The following is a 14,249-nucleotide window of genomic DNA, read 5'->3' as shown; positions in this document are numbered from 1 at the left end:
CATGATCTACGTGGGCGAGATCGCTGACATCCCCGTCGGGGCATCGGTCCGGATCCAGGGTTCGGTGGCGGCCATCGCGGTCTTCAACGCCGACGGCGAGCTCTTCGCCATCGACGACACGTGCACCCACCAGGACGCGTCGCTGTCCGACGGCTGGCTCGAGGGGTGCGCGGTCGAGTGCCCGCTGCACGCCGCGTGCTTCGATCTGCGCACGGGCCGGCCGAGCGGGCCGCCGGCCAAGAAGCCGGTGCGGACCCACCAGGTGACCGTCACCGAGGGCGTCGTCTACGTCGACGAGTCGGTGCGCGCCGGGGACCGGGAGCTGGCCACCGCCGAGTGACCGCCGGGTGACCGGTCAGGCCGGCACGACGGCCAGGGCCAGGGCGTACACCGCGGTCCCGGTCGCCATGCTGAGCAGCGCGTCGCGGCGCCACAGGTGCACCGCGACCGTCACCAGCACCGGCACGAGCTCCCGCAGCGAGAGCAGGGGCCGGTCGACGGGGAGATCGCGCAGCAGGTGGACGACCAGGATGATCATGACGCCGGCCGGCAGGTGGCGGCCGAGGTAGGACACCAGCGGGGACGCGCGCAGCGTCGAGGTCATCGCGAAGGGCGCGGCGCGCAGGGCGAGGGTGATGGTGGCCGCCACCGCGACGACGGCGGCCAGGTAGAGCGGGCTAGGCACCGGCGGGCTCCCGGGGTGTGAGGCGGTACCGCACCAGCAGCGCCGCGACGAACAGGCCCATCGCCACCAGCAGCATCTCGCCCGGGGCGACGACCCGGGCGACCAGCGCGCAGGCGACGGCGAGCAGCGGGCCGGTCGCCTCGCGACCGGCGACCACGGCCTCGGTCGCGAGCACCACGAACAGCGCGGTGAACACGAAGTCCAGCGCCGGCACCCGCAGCGAGAACGTGTCGCCGGCGAGCGCGCCGAGGGTGCTGCCGCTGACCCAGCAGACCTGCAGGAGGACCTGGCTCCACAGGATGCGGCGGCCGGACAGCGCGACGTCCGGGCGGGTGGTGGCGAGGGCGTAGGCCTCGTCGATGAGCGCGAACACCGCGTAGGCGCGGCCGAGCCGGCCCGGGATGCGGTGCAGCGGGAACGACAGGCCGTAGAACACGTGGCGGCCGTTGACGAGCAGCGTCGTGACCGCGATCGCGGCCAGGGGCGTCCCGGCGACCGCGAGGGCGACGAGCAGGAACTCCATCGACCCGGCGAAGACCACGCCGCCGAGGACCGGTGCCCACCACCAGGCCAGGCCGGACCCGACCACGAGCAGCCCGAGGCTGGTGCCGAGCAGGAACATCCCGGCCCCGATGCCGGCGACGTCCGCCACGGCGGCCCGCAGGTCGCTCCGGCCCGGCCTCTCCGTCACGTCGGCAATGCTAGGGCGGTCGCGGCGCCACGCGATGGCGTTCTCGGTCGTCCGGGGCGCAGCGGTGGCACGATTCGTGCGTGGACCCTATCGATCGCGCCATCATCGACGTGCTGCGCGCCGACGCCCGGGTCTCGAACGTCGACCTGGCCGAGCGCGTGGGGCTCACCCCGGCCCCGTGCCTGCGCCGGGTGCGCCGCCTCGAGGACGAGGGGGTGATCACCGGCTACCGCGCGGAGATCGACCCCGCGGTCGACGGGCGCGGCTTCGAGGTGCTGGTCAACGTCGATCTCGTCAGCAAGGACCGCGACGCCTTCCTCGCCTTCGAGGAGCAGGTGGCCGCGTTCGACGAGGTGGTCGAGCTCCGGCGCATGTTCGGGCTGCCCGACTACTTCGTGCGGGTCGCCGTCCGCGACCTCGAGGCCTACGAGGCGTTCGTGACCGACCGGCTCGGCGCCGCCTCGGGCCTGGCCCGCATCGACTCGCACCTGACGATGAAGCGGATCAAGTGAGCGGCGGGTGGAACAGCCGCGCGCGGCGCGCGGTTGCCCGACCATGAGGATCGGGATCATCGGTGCAGGCATGATCGGCGGCACGTTGACGCGGCGCCTGACGGCGCTCGGTCACGAGGTCCGTGTCGCGAACTCCCGGGCGCCCGAGACGCTGGCCGACCTCGCCGCGGAGACCGGGGCGACGGCCGTGTGGGCGCGCGAGGCCGCGGTCGACGCCGACGTCGTGATCGTGAGCATCCCGCAGAAGGACACCCCGGACCTCGAGCCGGGCATCGTCGCCGCGGCCCGCCCAGGCGCCCCGGTGATCGAGACGAACAACTACTACCCGCAGCAGCGCGACGGCCGCATCGCGGCGATCGAGGACGGCACCCCCGAGAGCGTGTGGGTCGCCGGGCTCCTGGGTGCGCCGGTGTACAAGGTGTTCAACGGGATCTGGTGGAAGCACCTGCTCGAGCGCGGCGTGCCGCGCGGCGCCGCCGGGCGCATCGCCCTCCCGGTCGCGGGGGCGGACGGCCCGGCCAAGGACACCGTGTTCGCGCTGGTCGACGAGCTGGGGTTCGACCCCGTCGACGGCGGGACCCTCGAGGAGTCCTGGCGCCAGCAGCCGGGCACGCCGGTCTACGGGAAGGACCTCGACGCCGAGGGCGCGCGGGCGGCGCTGGCCGAGGCCCCGCCGGAGCGGCCTGCGGAGTTCCGCGCGGCCTGATCGCACGGCGGCGCCGTATCAGCACCGGCCGTCACGGTGGCACTCGAGCACCCGCGCCGCGAACGCCTCCTGTCCGGCAACCGTTGGGTGGAAGCTCTCGTGCCGCGTGCTCGCCTGGCGGAGGTCGTGGACCCTGTTGATCCAGCGGTTCGCGTCCGGCTCGGCGCAGCCGTCGTGCCCGGTGAACGCGGTGGTGACGTCCACGAACTGGGCGCCTGTGTTCGCCTGCTGCACACCGAGTCTCAGAGTGTTGTTGAGGTCGCGCACCAGGTCGTTCATGGCGCGCATCTCCTTGCGCTGGAAAGAGACGCCGGGGAAGCCCGTCGCGCACTGGTCGGAGAGGGTCTCCGGGAACATGCGGGGATATCCCATGACCAGCACGCGCGCCCCGGGCGCCCGCGCCTTGATGTCGCGGAGCATGGCCGTGACGGTCATGTGCGGGTTGGTGTCGTCGAGGAGGCCGTGGATGCGTCCCGAGGCTCCCCCGATCTCCTCCATGCAGTTCGCGGCCCACTGCACGTCCGGTCCGTCGTCCCACGTGATCGGCAGCCGGAGCTGCTTCTGGATGGCGCAGTTGGCGGCGACGTCGGCGAAACCGATGTCGTTGCCACCCATCGAGAGCGTCACCGTCTGCGTATTGACGTTGAGCAGATCGCGCTGCGCCGGCTGCCCCTCACGCTCGTCCTGTGGCGACCAGTAGTCGTCCGTCGTGGCGCCGCTGCAGGCGACGGACGTGAAGGGCGCCCCGAGGTCTCGGGCGACCCGTGCTCCGAAGGCGCTGCTCGAGCGGTGGCACAGGTTGAAAGACGTGTCCGTCTGGGGCTCATAGCCTTCCCCTGCCGTGGGTGCGCCCTCCCCCGAGGAAAAGGAATCACCGAGCGCGACGAACGTCGGTCCCGCCCCGCCGTCGTCGGCGAACAGGCGGTTTCCGTCGAACCACAACGTGCAGACCGGCTCGCCGTCGTTGCGGCCGCAGGCGCGGTAGGCGTCGACGCCGGGCTGCAGTGGATACGCGGGGCCGTAGGTGTTCCCGTTGCCGAGCTGGACCGCGTGCGTTCCTCCGAGCACGACCTCGGGACGCAGGTCGGGTCGGTCGAACCGTTTGTGGTCGATCCAGACCTCGGCTCCCACGACCGGCGGGCCGTCACCGATCCAGGGCCAGACGCAGCCCGCCTCGGCGGAGTACCGCAGCTTGATCGTGGCGGCGCCGAAGAGGTCGTGGGTCACGGCGGCGACGGGGTCGGTGACGACCGTGCTGTCGGCGATCTCTGCCGCGGCGTCCCGGCTGCCTGCGGTGCACGCGGAAGCGTTCGCGTCCGGCGCGGCGGAGGCTGTCGCCGTCGGGCTCAGGGCGACGACGACGGCGAGCACGACGGCCAGCACGGAGGCCGCAGAGGACAAGGAGGTGAGCTGACGCCGTGGCCTCGGGGCGTACCGGAGGTGGCCGTCACCGCGCCGTCGCCGAGCACCGCCACCCGTGCTGTCGCTCGACATCACCGTCGTCTGCCCCCTGGTCCGTGGCGGATCACCGCTGCCTGCATCGCGCGCGGCGCGGCATCGGTTACCGCTGGGCGAGGGGCTCGCGGCTCGCACAGGAACGGACACGGCGGGTGACCGGGTCAGCGCACCCGGCGTGCTCCCGGGCTGGCCTGATCCGGGGTCAGAGGGGCGAGACCGGCGGCAGCTCGACCACCTGCGCCGCGTAGGTCAGGCCCGCACCGAAGCCACAGAGCAGGGCGAGGTCGCCGGGCTGGGCGTCGCCGTCGCTCAGGAGCGCGTGCAGGGCGAGGGGGACCGAGGCCGCCGAGGTGTTGCCGGTGCCGGTGACGTCACGGGCGACCGCGACGTGGTCGGGGATGTCGAGCGCGCGCACGAGGGCGTCGGTGATCCGGTTGTTGGCCTGGTGCGGCACGAAGGCGCCGAGGTCACCGACGCCGACCCCCGCGGCGGCGAGGGCCTTGCCGGCGACCGGGGCGATCTCGGTGCTCGCCCAGCGGAACACCGCGGGACCCTGCATCCGCAGGCCGGGCACGCCCTCGCCCGCCGGCCCGTCCACGGGGTCGGGCGGGGCGGGGGAGTGGACGATCAGGTCGGACTGCGCGCCGTCGCTGCCCCACACCACGGGGCCGATGCCCGACGACTCGCCCGCGCCCACGACGACCGCGCCCGCGCCGTCGCCGAACAGGAAGGCGGTGCCGCGGTCGCGGGGGTCGAGCAGGTCGCTCATGCGCTCGACGCCGACGACCAGGACGTGGCGGGCGGTGCCCGCGACCACCAGCGCGGCGGCGGTCTCGAGCCCGTAGCAGAACCCCGAGCACGCGGCGCCGAGGTCGAACGCCGGCGCGGTCGTGCCGAGCTCGGCGGCGACGCGGGGCGCGACCTGGGGGCACGCGGTGTCGGCCGACATCGTCGCCACGAGCACGACGTCGACGGCGGCGACGGTCAGCCCGGCGGCGGTGAGGGCGTCGCCGGCCGCAGCGGCGGACATGGCCACGACGGTCTCGTCGGGGCCGGCGAAGCGGCGGGTGCGGATGCCGGAGCGGGCGAACACCCAGTCGGCGTCGGCGCCCTCGATCGGCGCGCAGACCTCGGCGTTGTCGACGACCCGCCGCGGCCGGTACGCCCCCGCCCCGAGCAGCCGTGCCCCCCGCGCGGTGGTGGGGCGGTCGGCGATCGGGATTCGGGGCACTTCAGGACCCTCCACGGTGGTGCGGTCACGCCGTGGTCGACGACGCCGACCTCCACAGTGCGGGCGGTCCGTGGTTACTCGGAAGTCCTACTATCCGGTACGGCGATGGCGCTGGTCACAGGCCGTCGGCCATGCGTGGTGTGACCCACGGCACTCCCGATCCCGTCACGCTGGGGTGCCCCGCGTCGTCGAGGGGGTGGACCCGCAGGAGCGAGACCCGGAGGTGACGGCGTGACCGCGATCGAGCTCGCCGGCCTGCCCGACGGCCTCCAGCGCGCGCTGTGGTGGCTGTTCGCCCGGGCGGCCCGGTGACCGCCGTGCGGGTCGCCACCTGGAACCTGTGGTGGCGCTTCGGCGACCCCGACGCCCGTCGCCCGGCGGTCCTCGCGGCCCTGCGCGCGCTGGACGCCGACGTCGTCGGGCTGCAGGAGATCTGGTCGCTTGGCGACGAGCACCTCGCCGCGGGGCTCGCCGAGGAGCTCGGCCGGCACGTCGCGTTCGCCGGGGTGCCCGACGCGTCGCCGTGGACCGGGCGCCTCGGCGACGACTCCTGGGGCCTGGGCAACGCGGTGCTCAGCCGGTGGCCCCTGCGCGACGTCCACGCCGAGACCCTGCCGTGCGGGGACGGGCCGGCCGCGCAGGTGCTGCTCAGCGCCGTGGCCGACACGCCCGCGGGATCGCTGCGCGTCGTGGTGACCCACCTGGCGTCGGCCCTGACCGCCTCGGCGCTGCGGGTACCCCAGGTCCGGGGGGTCGCGCACCACGTCGCCACGGCGGGGGAGACCGACCTGCCGCCGGTGGTCGTCGGCGACCTCAACGCCGAGCCCGGGTCGGACGAGGTGCGGCTGCTCGAGGGCCACCTCACCGCGCCGGCCGAGCCGGGCCTGCTCCTCGCCGACACCTGGCGCTGGGCGACCGGGCCGGACCGCCTCGACGGCGCCACCTGGCGACCCGAGAACCCCCACGTCGCCGCCCGCGGCGAACCGCCGTCGCGGGTCGACTACGTGCTGCTCGGGCTGGGGCGCGGCACGGTGCCCGTCGCGGTCGGGCGCGTCGGGCTGTTCGCCGACCGGGCGCCGGAGGCGGGCCCGTGGCCGTCGGACCACGCCGGCGTCGTCGTCGATCTGCGGGCGGGCCGGTGACCACCGTCCACCTGCTCGTGAGCCCGCCGAAGCTCGCCGTCCTCGCCCGCCGGTCGTCGAGCGCCTCGCCCCGCGCCACCGCTGCCTCACCCCGACGCTGCCCCTGGGCTCGCACCGCCGCCCGACCTACCCGGACGCCGACTGTCCCTGCCCGCGATGGTCCGGCTGATCGGCGAGTTCCTCGACGCCCTCGACCTCCACGACGTGACCCTGGTCGGCAACGACTGGGGCGGCGCCCAGCTGCTGACCGTGCACGGCGACGACGCCCGCCTCGCCCGGCTGGTGCTCGTGGCCTGCGAGGCGTTCGACAACTACCCGCCCGGGCTCCCCCTGGAGCGAGCGGCAGGCGGCGTTCGACCGCCCGGTCCTCGTGGTCTGGGCCCCCGAGGACCGGGTCATGCCGCGGGCGCACGGCCCGCGGCTCGCCGACCTCTACCCCGACGGGCGGCTGGTGGAGATCCCCGACAGCCGCACCCTGGTCCCCGTGGACCGGCCCGCCGAGCTCGCCGCGGTGATCGACGGGTTCGTCGCCGCGGCCTGACGCCTCACATGAAGTTCCGCGTGTGCAGCGCCGAGAGCTCGGCCGCCTCGTCGGGCGGGAAACCCAGCCGGGCCAGGCGCTGGCGGCGCCCGTCGTCCATGGTCCGGTGGAGCTGCTGCACCGCGGCGTGCCCGCGGGCGATCGCCTCCGGCGTCCAGCCGCCCGCGGCCAGCAGGACCAGGGCGTCGAAGACGTCGGCGTTGAGCCCCGCGGTGTCCACCAGGGCGTCGTGCCGCCGCTCGATCGCCGCCCGCAGCGCGCCGCGGAGCGTCGGGTCGAGCGCGCTCTGGTGCTCGAGGTGCGCCACGCCGAACGCGACGTGGCGGGCCTCGTCGACCCGGGCGAGGTGGGTGATCCGGGCGGTGACCGGGTCGGGGGCGTGCTGCTCGAGGAAGCCCAGCAGCGCCAGGAAGCTGCCCTCGCCGAGCACGGAGAGCAGGAACGAGGCGAGCGAGAAGTCGGGCTCGGCGAGCAGCGTCGCCAGCGACGAGCGCCCGCCGGCCGACGACGTGCCCATCGGCCCGCCGTGCAGCATCGCCCGGCGGCTGAACACCTCGACGTGCCGGGCCTCGTCGGCCGCCTGCACCGCGAGCAGCTGCTGGACCTCGCGGAAGTGCGGGTGCACGCGGGCGAGCAGCGCCGCGGGCACGACGAGCGCGGCCTGCTCGTTCTCCACGAGGTAGGTCATCACCTGCACGACGGCCGCCTCGACGTCGTCGGGCACCGGGTCGGCGGGGGTGGCCGCCCAGTCGACGGCGGTCGCCGGGTCCCACTGCGCGGCGGCGGCGTGGGCGTAGAGCCGCGGGGCGAGGTCGGCCCAGACCACCTCGCGGCGGTCGATGTCGAACCCGGGCTCGGTGGCGCCGGGCTCGACCAGCGCGCCCCGCGCGGCGAGGCCCCAGCGGGCCGGCGGGCGCTCGACGATGCCGTCGACCCCGGGGCCGCCGGCCCGCTCGGCGCCCTGCCAACGCTGGAGCTCGGCGGGGCCGCGCACGAGCTCCCAGCTCGCCGCCCGGTCGGTGAGGACGGCGAAGCCGTGGCCCTGGCGCCGGGCCCAGGCGCGCAGGTGCACGCCCAGGGCCGGGTCGCCGCCGGTGACGACGACCCGGCCGCCCACCGGCACGCCGCGCAGGGCGCGCGCGACGAGCAGGTGGGCGCCCTGCTCGAACCCGAGGAAGGCGAGGTCGAGCGGGCCCGTCAAGGTCGGTACTCCGCGGCGGTCACCGCGCCGTCCGCGTCGTAGAACCCCGTCTCGTCGACCGCCCGGTTCAGCGGCCCGAAGCCGCCGATGCGCCCCGGCACCCACTGCTTGAGGCCCTCGAGGTCGAGCAGCGGGCGCACCTCGGGGTCGGCGTAGGACATCGACGCCAGCAACCGCACGAACTCCGCGGCCTCGTCGGCGGGCGCGGTGTCGACGATCGCCATCGTGCAGTGGTCGTAGACCGGGGTCTGGGCGAGCACCCGCGTCGCGCCGGCGGGCAGGGTCCCCTCCTGGCCGAACAGCAGGTGGTTGCCGTCGATCATGGCGGCGGCGTCGACCTCGCCGGCGACGAGCGCCCGCGCGGCGTCCCGCTCGCCGCCGATGTGGTCGCCGTGCAGGCCGACGCCGACGTCGAAGCGGCGCACGCGCAGGTCGGTGAGCCCCTCGCCCCGCAGGAACGACAGCGGGATGAGCGTCGACTGCGGCGAGTCGACCGCCCCCACCGCCACCGTCGCGCCGGCGAGGTCGGCGACGGTGCGGGCCGGGGAGTCGGCGCGCACCACGACCACCGAGGTCAGGTCCTGGTCGGTGTCGCGCATGATCGCGGACTCGACGCGGCGGCCCCGCGCGGCCGCGAGCCGCTCGCTGCGGATCCACGCCAGCGGGGAGTTCCAGGCGGCGTGGACGTGCCCGGCGACGAGGTCGTCGACCTGGCGCTCGTAGTGGGAGTACAGGACGTAGTCGAAGTCGAGGCCCTGCGCGCGCAGCCAGCGGCGGAACCCGTCCCAGATGGTGACGACCTTGGGGTCGTAGGCGACCCCGCCCATGAGCAGCGTCATCAGGCACCCCCGAACAGCGGCAGGCCGAGGGTGGCCCGGCCGACGAAGTCGTGCAGCGCGTCGGTGGTCGGCGCCATCACCCGCGCGGCCACCGCGTCGCGGTAGCGGCGCTCGATGCCCAGCTCCTTGCGGAACGCGGCGCCGCCGCAGAGGCGCATCACCCCGTCGGCGACGTCCGCGGCGGCCTCGGCGGCCACCGCCTTGACCTGCAGGACCCGCAGCGTCGCGTCCGCGCGCCCCGAGCCGAGTGCGGCGAGCGTGTCGGCGAGGAACGCGCGGGTGGTGTCGACGCGGGTGCGCAGGGCGGCGAAGGCGAGCCGTGTCGGCGCCTGCTCGGCGAGGCTCTGGCCGAGGTGCTCGAGGCGGGAGGCCGTGAGGTGGCCCGCGGCCTCCTCCACCAGCGCCTCCATGAGCCCCAGCGACACCGCGGCGTTCCCGACGAGGAACGTCGGCAGCGCGGACCCGAGGGCCACGTCGAGGCCCGCGCCGTCGTCGGCGAGGCGCGCCGACGCGGGGACGACGGCCCCGTCGGCGGTCATCGGCGACGAGCCGTTGCCGCGCAGGCCGAAGCCGTCGAACGTGCCCGCGACCGCGATGCCGGGCGTCGCGCCGGGCACGAGCCACAGCGTCATCGGCCCCTCGGCGGACACCGGGCGGCTGGACCAGACGTAGCTGTCGGCCTCGCCGGCCGAGGTGACCCAGCTCTTCGCCGCGTCGAGGCGGACGCCGTCGTCGACCGCGGCCGCGCTGCTCACCGGCGCCCAGAAGTGGCTGCGGGAGCCGCGCTCGGAGAACGCGAGGGTGGACAGGTGGCGGCCGGCGGCGATCTCCCGGCGGACCTCCTCGGGCCCGTGCGGCTCGATCACCGAGGTCGCGGCGTAGTGCATCAGCACCACCATCGCGGTGGACGCGTCGGCGCGGGCGATGCGCTCCAGGACGGCGGCGACGTCGGCGAGGGTGCCGCCGGCGCCGCCCACCTCGGGGGCGCTGAGCAGGCTCAGCGCGCCGGCGGCGGCGAGCGCCTCGACGTCGGTGCGCGGGTAGGCGCCGGTGCGGTCGACCTCGGCGGCGGCCGGGGCGACGGTCTCGTCGACGACGGCGCCGACGGCGTCGACGATCTCGGACAGGGCGGGGACAGCGGTGATCGCCACGGGGGCTCCTCCACACGGATCGCGCAGGGACGATCACGGCGGGACCCGGGCGCGCCCTCAGGTGGACGCGGTCGGCCGCCGTGACCGTGCGGACGCCGCCCGACCGGGCGGCAGGACGGCGGCTCAACGACGGTGGAACACGACGGCCTCCTCTCCCGGTCCGGGGCGGCCCGCGGTGGCGGAGCCGGGCCCATCCTGTGGCCCGGGCGCGATCCGGACAACCGCGGGGAGCGCCTCAGGGAGCGGGCGTCCGGAAGCCGCCGGCCGTGGTGGCCGAGACCTGCTCGGGACGCAGCGTCGGGGACGCGGCCGCGGAGGCGGCGCGGGCGACCGAGGGCAGCAGGCGCTCGTGCCCGGTGGCCGACCAGTCGAGCACCAGCAGCGTCGCGTCGTCCTGGAGCAGTCCGCCCTGGTGGTCGAGCACGGCGGCGGCGAGGCGGCGCAGCCTCTCGGGCGCGGAGACGTCGTCGAGCTCGGCGCGCTCGCTGAGGTCGACCAGGCGGCGCTCGCCGAACAGCACCCCGTCGGGGTCGCGGGCCTCGGTGATCCCGTCGGTGTAGAAGACGACGCGGTCGTCGGGCTCGAGCCACTCCACCGACACCTCGACGGGCACCTCCCGCTGGCCGGTGAGGTGCGGCCCGAGCCCCAGCGGCAGCCGGGGTGCCGCGCGAAACCCGTCGACGAGGTGCCCGCGGCGCAGCAGCAGCGGGCGCGGGTGGCCGGCGACGAGGTAGCGCAGCTCGCCGGTGCGCAGGTCGAGGCGGGCGAGGACGGCGGTGACGAACCGCGGCCGGGTGCCCGCGGCCTGCATCTGGACGTCGGCCTCGGCGGCGAGCGCCACGAGGTCGTCCACCCCGCGCCGGCGGGCGTTGCGGATCGCGCTGACCGCCAGCGCGGTGGCGCTGCCGGCGGCGAGGTCGTGCCCGACGCCGTCGAACACCGCGACGTAGGCGGTGTCGGTGTCGACGGCGTAGTCGTAGGCGTCGCCCGCGACCCGGTCGTAGGGCTCGAGCAGCGCGGTGACGACGACGTTCTCGGTGGCGAAGGTCCGGGGCGGCACCAGCTGCCAGAGCAGCTCGGCGGCCACCGACAGCGGGCGGGGCGCGCGGATGCGGCGGACGCGGTCGCTGTAGGGCAGCTTGGCGATGGCGATGTGGCCCATCAGCCCCGACAGCGTCCAGCAGCGCCGCCGGAACTCCAGGTCGTCGACGACGTCGGCGTCGAGCTCGAGGCGCAGGACGCCGGCGCGCTCGGTGCCGTCGAGCATGGGGATCCACAGCAGGCGACGGCCCTGCTGGTCGAGCCCGGCGACGAACTCGCCGTGCTGGAAGGCGCGGCCGGCGAGCGTCCCGTCGACCGACAGCGGCGTCGGGGGGTCGCGCCGCAGCGAGGTCAGCACCCGCTGGCCCAGGTCGACCAGGAACACGTCGGCGCGCAGGCCCAGGGGCGCCACGACCTCGTCGACCATGGCCGACAGCCCCTCGCCCACGACGAGGTGCGACCGGTCGGTGAGCGCGGTGAACACGTCGCCCCAGGTCCGCCCCGCCGTCGTCACGCCCGCGACACTACGTCGGGGGGACCGTCCGGCGATGCCGCCCGGCGCCCGGCGCGGGCGCGCGCATACTGGCCCCCGTGGACTTCGTGCGGACGTTCGCGCAGGTCAGCGCCGCTGACGTCGCCCTCGCCGGGGGCAAGGGAGCCAACCTCGGCGAGCTGGTGGCCGCCGGGCTCCCGGTGCCGCCGGGCGTCGTCCTGACCACCGACGCCTACGCCGCGTTCGTGGCGGCGGCGGGCCTGGACGTCCCCGCGCTGGCCGCCCGCGGCGCCGAGGTGGTGCAGGCCGCGTTCCGGTCCGCGCCGGTGCCCGACGCCGTCGCCGCCGAGGTCCGCGCCGCCTACGCCGACCTCGGCGCGCCCCCGGTCGCGGTCCGCTCGTCGGCCACCGCCGAGGACCTCGCGGACGCCAGCTTCGCGGGCCAGCAGGAGACCTTCCTCGACGTCCGGGGCGAGGACGCGCTGCTCGACGCCGTCGTGCGGTGCTGGGCCTCGCTGTGGGGCGCGCGGGCGATCGACTACCGCGACCGGCAGGGTGTCGCCCCCGACGACGTGCGCCTCGCCGTGGTCATCCAGGAGATGGTCGACGCCGAGGCCTCCGGGGTGCTGTTCACCGCGGAGCCGACGACGGGCCGGCGCGACCGGGTCGTGGTCAGCGCGGCCTGGGGGCTGGGGGAGTCGGTGGTGGGCGGCCTCGCCGCCACCGACGAGCTCGTCGTCGACCGGGCGACGCTCGCCGAGGTCGGGCGCACCGTGGCCGACAAGGCCGAGATGACCGTGTCCACCGGCGGCGGCACCACCCAGGTCCCCGTGCCCGCGGTCCGGCGGCGCGCGCCGGTGCTCGACGCGGGCGCGGTGGGGCAGCTCGCGCGCCTGGGCGTGCGCGCCGAGGAGCACTTCGGGGTGCCGCAGGACATCGAGTGGGTGCGGGCGGGCGGCCGGTTCGCGCTGGTCCAGTCCCGCCCGATCACCGCGCTGCCCGCCCCCACCGCTCCGCCGCCGCAGACCTGGCCGGTGCCGTACCCGGGCGGCGTCTACTTCCGCGCCAGCATCGTCGAGCAGATGCCGAGCCCGCTCACCCCGCTGTTCGCCGACCTCGTCGGGCCCGCGGTGACGGGGTCGATCCGGGAGCTGCTGGCGCAGGCCATGGGTCGCCCGGTGCCCGAGGGCGACATCGCCTTCCCGACGGTCAACGGCTACGCGTACTACTTCTACCGCACCCGCGCGCTGATCTCGCTGACGCTGCGCACGCCCGTGGCGATCGTCGGCCTGCGCCGCCCGGAGGTCCGGGGCGGGGTGCGCGGCTGGCGGGAGCGGGGCCACCCGGAGTACGTCGCGACCGTCGCGGCGTGGGCGGCGAAGGACCTCGCGGCGCTGTCGGCCGAGGAGCTGCTCGACGGCGTCGTCACCCTGCTGCGGGCGGGCGCGACGTACTACACCGCCGTGCAGTCGGTGATCCCGCTCGCGGCGACCGCCGAGACCGTCTTCGCCCAGTTCTACGCACGCCTCGTGCGACGGGACGGCGATCCCGCCGCGCACGTGCTGCTCCTCGGCGAGGACAGCGAGCCGCTGCGGGCCGAGCGCTCGCTGCACGCCCTGGCGGTCGAGGCGAAGACCACCGGGATGGACGACCCGGGGTGGCGCCGCGACTTCCGGGAGCACCTCGACCGCTACGGGCACACCGTGTTCGACCTGGACTTCGCGGTGCCCACCCCGGCCGACGACCCGAGCACGCTGCTCGACGCGATCCGCTTCCAGATGGCCGACCAGGCCACCGACCCCGACGTGCGCGGCGACCGCCTGCGCGCCGGGCGCGACGCGGCCGTGCGGGCGATCCGGTCGCGACTCGGCCCGGTGCGCCGCCGGATCTTCGATGCGCTGCTGGCCCGCGCCCGCACCCTGGGCCCGGTGCGCGAGGACGCGCTGGCCGACGTCGGGCTCGCGTGGCCGCCGATGCACCGGATGCTGCGCGAGCTCGGCGGGCGGCTCCCGGTGGGTCCCGACGACGTCTTCTGGCTCACCGAGGCCGAGCTGCGCGCCGCGATCCGCGGCGAGCCGGTGGACGCGCCGGTCGCCGAGCGCCGGGCCCTGCGCCGCGGCCGCGCGCTCGTGTCGCCACCGCAGATGCTGCCGCGCAGCCGGTGGCTCAGCGCGATCGCCGGCCCGTTCATGCCCGGCGCCGACACCCCGGCGGGCGAGGAGCTCACCGGCGTGCCGGGCTCGACGGGCACGGTCACCGCGACGGCGCGGGTGCTGCGGGGCCCGGAGGACTTCGCGGCCATGCAGCCCGGCGAGGTGCTGGTCGCCCGCATGACCACCCCGGCCTGGACGCCGCTGTTCGCCCGCGCCGCGGCGGTGGTCACCGACATCGGCGGGCCCCTGAGCCACAGCTCGATCGTCGCCCGCGAGTACGGGATCCCCGCCGTCCTGGGCACGGGCTCGGCCACCGACCGGGTCCACACCGGCGACCGGGTGCGCGTCGACGGCGACGCGGGCACGGTGCGGGTGCTGGGGGACGACGCGTGACGACGAGAGGCT

At 75.9% G+C, this 14,249-nt stretch carries 14 protein-coding genes; 6 read left to right on the top strand and 8 right to left on the bottom strand.

Features of this window, described 5'->3' with window-relative positions:
- Position 1: 1 nt before the first annotated feature.
- A complete protein-coding gene (locus tag ACQPX6_RS19470; protein ID WP_433782082.1) occupies positions 2 to 340 on the top strand; it encodes a bifunctional 3-phenylpropionate/cinnamic acid dioxygenase ferredoxin subunit in 339 nt (112 codons plus the stop codon).
- 15 nt (positions 341 to 355) lie between these two features.
- On the opposite strand, the gene ACQPX6_RS19465 is transcribed toward ACQPX6_RS19470, so the two are convergent.
- The gene (locus tag ACQPX6_RS19465; protein ID WP_433782081.1) at positions 356 to 685 is read right to left on the bottom strand and encodes a branched-chain amino acid transporter permease; all 330 of its coding nucleotides are present in this window, start codon (positions 683 to 685) and stop codon (positions 356 to 358) included.
- Positions 678 to 1,376 (bottom strand): AzlC family ABC transporter permease, encoded by a 699-nt coding sequence (locus ACQPX6_RS19460; RefSeq protein WP_433782080.1) that lies wholly within the window; start codon positions 1,374 to 1,376, stop codon positions 678 to 680. The genes ACQPX6_RS19465 and ACQPX6_RS19460 overlap by 8 nt, the downstream gene beginning before the upstream one ends.
- A gap of 80 nt (positions 1,377 to 1,456) precedes the next feature.
- Here ACQPX6_RS19460 and ACQPX6_RS19455 point away from each other — a divergent pair, with 80 nt between their 5' ends.
- Together ACQPX6_RS19455 and ACQPX6_RS19450 are read left to right on the top strand one after the other, a co-directional pair.
- Positions 1,457 to 1,888, top strand: a complete 432-nt coding sequence (locus ACQPX6_RS19455) for an Lrp/AsnC family transcriptional regulator (protein ID WP_433782079.1) — start codon at positions 1,457 to 1,459, stop codon at positions 1,886 to 1,888.
- Positions 1,889 to 1,895: 7 nt separating this feature from the next.
- Complete coding sequence (locus ACQPX6_RS19450) at positions 1,896 to 2,594, top strand: NADPH-dependent F420 reductase (protein WP_433782078.1); 699 nt, start codon at positions 1,896 to 1,898, stop codon at positions 2,592 to 2,594.
- 18 nt (positions 2,595 to 2,612) lie between these two features.
- On the opposite strand, the gene ACQPX6_RS19445 is transcribed toward ACQPX6_RS19450, so the two are convergent.
- Positions 2,613 to 3,965 carry an SGNH/GDSL hydrolase family protein gene (locus ACQPX6_RS19445; RefSeq protein WP_433782077.1) on the bottom strand — a complete coding sequence of 451 codons (1,353 nt, stop codon included), beginning with the start codon at positions 3,963 to 3,965 and terminating at the stop codon, positions 2,613 to 2,615.
- Positions 3,966 to 4,254: 289 nt separating this feature from the next.
- Positions 4,255 to 5,283: a beta-ketoacyl-ACP synthase 3 gene (locus ACQPX6_RS19440; protein ID WP_433782076.1), complete on the bottom strand. Its 1,029-nt coding sequence runs from the start codon at positions 5,281 to 5,283 to the stop codon at positions 4,255 to 4,257.
- A 308-nt stretch (positions 5,284 to 5,591) separates the two neighbouring features.
- Between ACQPX6_RS19440 and ACQPX6_RS19435 the strand changes: the two genes are divergently transcribed.
- Both ACQPX6_RS19435 and ACQPX6_RS19430 read left to right on the top strand, forming a co-directional pair.
- Positions 5,592 to 6,425, top strand: a complete 834-nt coding sequence (locus ACQPX6_RS19435) for an endonuclease/exonuclease/phosphatase family protein (protein WP_433782075.1) — start codon at positions 5,592 to 5,594, stop codon at positions 6,423 to 6,425.
- A gap of 397 nt (positions 6,426 to 6,822) precedes the next feature.
- Positions 6,823 to 6,966, top strand: coding sequence for an alpha/beta fold hydrolase (locus ACQPX6_RS19430; protein ID WP_433782074.1), 144 nt, complete (start codon positions 6,823 to 6,825; stop codon positions 6,964 to 6,966).
- Positions 6,967 to 6,970: 4 nt separating this feature from the next.
- On the opposite strand, the gene ACQPX6_RS19425 is transcribed toward ACQPX6_RS19430, so the two are convergent.
- The 4 genes from ACQPX6_RS19425 to ACQPX6_RS19410 all read right to left on the bottom strand — a co-directional run bounded on the left by ACQPX6_RS19425 (position 6,971) and on the right by ACQPX6_RS19410 (position 11,712).
- On the bottom strand, positions 6,971 to 8,167 hold the full coding sequence (locus ACQPX6_RS19425) for a ferritin-like domain-containing protein (protein WP_433782073.1): 1,197 nt from the start codon (positions 8,165 to 8,167) through the stop codon (positions 6,971 to 6,973).
- The gene (locus tag ACQPX6_RS19420) at positions 8,164 to 9,006 is read right to left on the bottom strand and encodes a phosphate/phosphite/phosphonate ABC transporter substrate-binding protein (RefSeq protein WP_433782072.1); all 843 of its coding nucleotides are present in this window, start codon (positions 9,004 to 9,006) and stop codon (positions 8,164 to 8,166) included. The genes ACQPX6_RS19425 and ACQPX6_RS19420 overlap by 4 nt, the downstream gene beginning before the upstream one ends.
- Positions 9,006 to 10,157 carry an acyl-CoA dehydrogenase family protein gene (locus ACQPX6_RS19415; protein ID WP_433782071.1) on the bottom strand — a complete coding sequence of 384 codons (1,152 nt, stop codon included), beginning with the start codon at positions 10,155 to 10,157 and terminating at the stop codon, positions 9,006 to 9,008. Before ACQPX6_RS19415 ends, ACQPX6_RS19420 begins: the two co-directional genes overlap by 1 nt.
- Positions 10,158 to 10,392: 235 nt before the next feature.
- Complete coding sequence (locus ACQPX6_RS19410) at positions 10,393 to 11,712, bottom strand: PP2C family protein-serine/threonine phosphatase (protein ID WP_433782070.1); 1,320 nt, start codon at positions 11,710 to 11,712, stop codon at positions 10,393 to 10,395.
- A gap of 77 nt (positions 11,713 to 11,789) precedes the next feature.
- On the opposite strand from ACQPX6_RS19410, the gene ACQPX6_RS19405 reads away from it, so the two are divergent.
- Positions 11,790 to 14,237, top strand: coding sequence for a PEP/pyruvate-binding domain-containing protein (locus tag ACQPX6_RS19405; protein WP_433782069.1), 2,448 nt, complete (start codon positions 11,790 to 11,792; stop codon positions 14,235 to 14,237).
- The last annotated feature ends 12 nt before the right edge of the window (positions 14,238 to 14,249 follow it).

The organism is Actinomycetospora sp. CA-101289 (assembly GCF_050955895.1).
In the GTDB taxonomy this organism is placed as follows: Bacteria; Actinomycetota; Actinomycetes; order Mycobacteriales; family Pseudonocardiaceae; genus Actinomycetospora.
The sequence above is the reverse complement of the archived record's forward strand: the minus strand, read 5'-3'. Positions and strand labels throughout refer to the sequence as shown.

What these genes read in the sequence shown, in the direction of transcription:
- ACQPX6_RS19470 (WP_433782082.1), top strand. Translation starts at nt 2, where the DNA reads ATGATCTACGTGGGCGAGATCGCTGACATCCCCGTCGGGGCATCGGTC.
- ACQPX6_RS19420 (WP_433782072.1), bottom strand. Translation starts at nt 9,006, where the DNA reads ATGACGCTGCTCATGGGCGGGGTCGCCTACGACCCCAAGGTCGTCACC.
- ACQPX6_RS19430 (WP_433782074.1), top strand. Translation starts at nt 6,823, where the DNA reads ATGCCGCGGGCGCACGGCCCGCGGCTCGCCGACCTCTACCCCGACGGG.